At 55.0% G+C, this 4,048-nt stretch carries 4 protein-coding genes, 2 tRNA genes and 1 rRNA gene; 4 read left to right on the forward strand and 3 right to left on the reverse strand.

From position 1 onward, the window contains the following. The 4 genes from C4N23_RS13490 to C4N23_RS13505 all read left to right on the forward strand — a co-directional run. The coding region (locus C4N23_RS13490) for a DUF5906 domain-containing protein (protein ID WP_242983807.1) at nucleotides 1–702 on the forward strand (702 nt) is incomplete at its 5' end. Nucleotides 703–895: 193 nt separating this feature from the next. Further along, nucleotides 896–1,870: a MobV family relaxase gene (mobV, locus tag C4N23_RS13495; protein ID WP_112146644.1), complete on the forward strand. Its 975-nt coding sequence runs from the start codon at nucleotides 896–898 to the stop codon at nucleotides 1,868–1,870. Between the two features lie 24 nt (nucleotides 1,871–1,894). Further along, on the forward strand, nucleotides 1,895–2,188 hold the full coding sequence (locus C4N23_RS13500) for a helix-turn-helix domain-containing protein (RefSeq protein WP_112146647.1): 294 nt from the start codon (nucleotides 1,895–1,897) through the stop codon (nucleotides 2,186–2,188). A gap of 15 nt (nucleotides 2,189–2,203) precedes the next feature. Next, complete coding sequence (locus tag C4N23_RS13505) at nucleotides 2,204–3,592, forward strand: site-specific integrase (protein WP_112146650.1); 1,389 nt, start codon at nucleotides 2,204–2,206, stop codon at nucleotides 3,590–3,592. Between the two features lie 165 nt (nucleotides 3,593–3,757). Here C4N23_RS13505 and C4N23_RS13515 read toward each other — a convergent pair. The 3 genes from C4N23_RS13515 to rrf form a co-directional block, all read right to left on the reverse strand. Beyond that, nucleotides 3,758–3,830 (reverse strand) — tRNA-Lys (locus tag C4N23_RS13515). Nucleotides 3,831–3,833: 3 nt separating this feature from the next. Further along, nucleotides 3,834–3,908, reverse strand: a tRNA-Glu gene (locus tag C4N23_RS13520). A 7-nt stretch (nucleotides 3,909–3,915) separates the two neighbouring features. Next, a 5S ribosomal RNA gene (gene rrf, locus C4N23_RS13525) occupies nucleotides 3,916–4,032 on the reverse strand. Nucleotides 4,033–4,048: the final 16 nt, after the last annotated feature.

The following is a 4,048-nucleotide window of genomic DNA, read 5'->3' on the forward strand; positions in this document are numbered from 1 at the left end:
AACAACCGTTTTGCCCGTGCCGATCTGGAACGCCGCCTGCTGATGATCGACGATGACATGGACATGAACGCCCTGCCTAAGACCAACTATATCAAGACCATCGTGACCGCCGAAGCCAAGCTGGACTTGGAGCGCAAGGGTGTCCAGAGCTACCAGCGGGACATCTACGCCCGGTTCCTCTGCTTCGGCAACGGTGCGCTGACTTCGCTGTACGACCATTCGGACGGTTTCTTTCGCCGCCAGCTTATCCTAACCACCAAGGACAAGCCTGCCAACCGCACGGACGACCCTTTCCTTGTGGAGAAGATGTGCGCCGAGTTGGAAAGCATCCTGCTCTGGTGTCTGGAAGGGCTGCATCGGCTGGTGCAGAACGATTTCCGTTTCACGGTCAGCGAACGAGCCGCCGCCAACGTGGACACCATCAAGCGCAGCAGCAACAACGTCATCGACTTTATGGAGTCCGAGGGCTACTTCCGTTTCAAGGCGGACTACTCCATCAGCTCCAAGGAGTTCTACGACATTTACAAGCAGTGGTGCGAGGACAACGCCTGCCACAGCGTATCGGCGATCCGTTTCAGCGCCGAACTGCGCCAGAATGACCGCCGCTATAACCTTGAAGCCACCAACAACATCTACCTGCCCGGTGGCCGCAGGGTGCGGGGTTTTGTAGGCATTGAGCCGCTTGTTCACCCCTGTCCGTAAAAAGTGCCATTTTTTTCACGGAAGAAGTTCGTACAACCTGTACGGTCTGTACTTGTACGCACCTGTACAGCGAATTGAAACAAATTAAAACGTGTTATCGTTTATATTTCGCATTTCTGTACGCCGTACAGACCGTACGGGTTATTTGAAGTCCGTACAGATTTTTTGTACACCTCAAGAAGGAGCGTGATCTATGAAAGCCCAATACGGCATTTTAAGATTCAAAAAGTACAAGGGGCCAGCCATCAGCCCCATTGAAGCCCACAACGAGCGCACCAAAGAGCAGTACGCCAGCAACCCGGATATCGACACGAGCCGGAGCCGCTACAACCTCCATCTGGTGCAGCCGCAGGGCAGGTACCGGGAAGAAGCCGACCGCATGATAGCCGCCGCCCACTGCCGTGTCCGCAAGGACAGCGTGCGGGTGGTGGAGGCTCTTGTCACCGCCAGCCCGGAGTTTTTCAAGGGCAAGTCGCGCAGCGAGATCAAGGCGTATTTCGAGTACGCCTTGGAGTTCCTGAGAAGCAAGCAGGATTCCAAAACCTTCATCTCGGCTGTTGTCCACATGGACGAGAAAACGCCCCACCTGCACCTCTGCTTTGTGCCGCTGACTGCTGATGGACGGTTGAGCGCCAAGGAAATCGTCGGCAACCGCAAGAATCTTGTGAAGTGGCAGGACGAGTTCTGGCAGCACATGGTCAAGCAGTACCCGGAGCTGGAGCGTGGCGAAAGTGCCAGCCAGACCGGACTGGAGCACATCCCGCCCCGCATCTTCAAGGAGATGACCCAACTGACCAAGCAGAAGGAGCAGCTGGATGCTCTGCTGGTGGGCATCACCCCCTTCAACGGCAAGAGCCGTGCGGCGGAGATCAGCAAGGTGCTGGACAGCTATATCCCGGCAGTGTCCAAAATGCGCACCGAGCTGAACCGCTATCAGGTCGCTTTTACGGAGACGGCTATCGAAAACAGACAACTGAAAAAGAAAAACAAGACGCTCTCTGCCTCGCTGGACAAAGCGAAGGAAGGGAGCGTCTTGAAGCGTCTGGAGGATGCCAAGCTGCGGCAGGACTATGAAGCTGCCCTGAAAACGCTGGACAGCATTCCGCCGGAGGTCATTCGTTTTTATGAGAACCGCACGCAGGAGCCTGCGATGCGCCACGATAAGTAAGGAGCAATGCTTATGTGTAATAAAATGTACGAGAATGTGAAATCTTTAGATTATACGAAAAAGTTCTTGCAGTCGGACTCTGATCCGGCTACAATGGAGGTGGTCACTCAAACCAATGCCGTCAAGTCTCCGACTGACAGCCCAGCAACCACGAAGCTGGTGTACACGGTGGAAGAGATCGCACGAATGCTGGCCATCAGCCTGCGCTCTGCCTATAACCTGTGCAACAGCACCACCGAGTTCCGTGTCCTGCGGGCAGGCGGAAGCATCCGCATCCCGAAAGACAGCTTCGATGCGTGGCTCCACCGGGCAGCTTGATAAGGAGGCAAATCTATGGCATATATCACGAAACGCGGCAGTTCTTACAGTGTCCGCTACACCTATCAGGACGAGCACGGCAAGAGCTGCGACAAATGGGAGAGCTTTCCCACCAAAGAGGAGGCAACGAACCGAAAGAAGCAGATCGAACATGAACTGGCCGCTGGCACATTCCTGATTCCGTCCTCGGTGACGGTGGCAGAGTTCCTCATGGACTGGCTGCCCAAGCAATGCAGCAAACACAAGTGGGCACCCAAGACCTACGAATCCAATCTATCTACCATCCAGAACCTGATTATCCCCTATATCGGCAGCATGGAGATGCAGAAGCTCAAGCCCTACCACATGGAGAACCTCTACACGACCCTGAGCAAAACGCCCTGCGGTTCGTATATCGAGGGCAAGAAGCAGGAACTGACCGAAAAGCAGAAGCAGCGTTTCCTTTCCGGCACAACGATCCATGAGGTGCACCGGCTGCTGGGAACAGCGTTCCAGTATGCCGTAGAGTGGGGCATCCTTGTCAAAAGCCCTGTTCCCGTGGACAGCCCCAAGAAGTCTACGCAGGAGCGCACCATCTGGACGGTAGAGGAAATGAGGGCGGCTCTGGACAGCATGGAGGACCCCATCCTGCATCTGGCAGTCCACCTCACACTGGTGGGCGCACTGCGAGAGGGCGAGATCGTAGGTCTGACCCCGGAAGATCTCGATTTTGACGCAGCAGATGGCATCGGAACCTTCCGTATCAACAAGTCCATGCAGCGGGTGCGGAAAGAAGCCCTAAATCAAGTGGACGATGGCTGCATCATCAAGATATTCCCGGACAAGCTGGAGCGCAGCACCACTTCCCTCATCCTGAAAAGCACCAAAACCGCATCCTCCTGCCGTACCATCTTCATGACCTCTGCACTGAAAGAGGAATTGAAGAAGTGGCTGAATCAGTTGGCGGCAGACGAGATGAAAGACCCGGCACGCTACCATGATAGCGGAATGCTGTTCCGTCTGCCCAACGGCCTGGCGGTGGAGCCTGTGCTCATCCGCAAGAAGTTCCTGAAATGGCAGGACGCACACCCGGAGTTCCCACGTATCGTATTCCACGGTCTGCGTCATTCCAGTGCGACCTATCAGCTGATGATCTCCGGCGGCGATGTGAAGGCGGTGCAGGGAACTACTGGACACGCAACGGCAGATATGCTGGTGAACACCTACGCCCATATCCAGCAGTCCTCCCGTGTGGAGCTGGGCAAGAAGTTTGAAAGCGGCTTCTATGCCAAGCCCGACACCCCCAGCCCACAGGCTGTACCCGCCGCAGGCGAACCAACCATCTCTATGACTGCTCTGCTGGAACTTCTGAAGAACGCCGACCCAGAGGTAAAGGCGCAGCTCCGTCTGGCACTGCTGACCTGATGCAAAATTTACCACGCATTTCAAAGCAATTCCAGCCTATGCAGAGGATTCCCACGAAAAAGCCGACCGTGCAAAAACCGTGCATTGACCGTGCAGACCCCGATTTTTCGGGGTTACATAACGAAAAAGAGCGTTAAATCTTACGATTCAACGCTCTTTTGTAAGTGCACCTCCAGGGACTCGAACCCTGGGCCCACTGATTAAGAGTCAGTTGCTCTACCAACTGAGCTAGAGGTGCATATGGTGACCCGTACCGGAATCGAACCGATGTTAAAGGCGTGAGAGGCCTCTGTCTTAACCGCTTGACCAACGGGCCATATAAAAGTCGGCGACTACCTATTTTCACGCGCCGTTTCCAGCGAACTATCTTGGGCACGAGTGAGCTTAACTTCTGTGTTCGGAATGGGAACAGGTGGAACCTCACCGTCATCGTCACCGACCATATGACTGAATCAG

This window comes from Faecalibacterium hattorii, assembly GCF_003287455.1.
Taxonomy (GTDB): Bacteria; Bacillota; Clostridia; order Oscillospirales; family Ruminococcaceae; genus Faecalibacterium; species Faecalibacterium hattorii.

Bases quoted from the DNA above. Each gene is read 5' to 3' on its own strand.
- mobV (WP_112146644.1), top strand. From the start codon at position 896: ATGAAAGCCCAATACGGCATTTTAAGATTCAAAAAGTACAAGGGGCCA.
- C4N23_RS13500 (WP_112146647.1), top strand. From the start codon at position 1,895: ATGTACGAGAATGTGAAATCTTTAGATTATACGAAAAAGTTCTTGCAG.
- C4N23_RS13505 (WP_112146650.1), top strand. From the start codon at position 2,204: ATGGCATATATCACGAAACGCGGCAGTTCTTACAGTGTCCGCTACACC.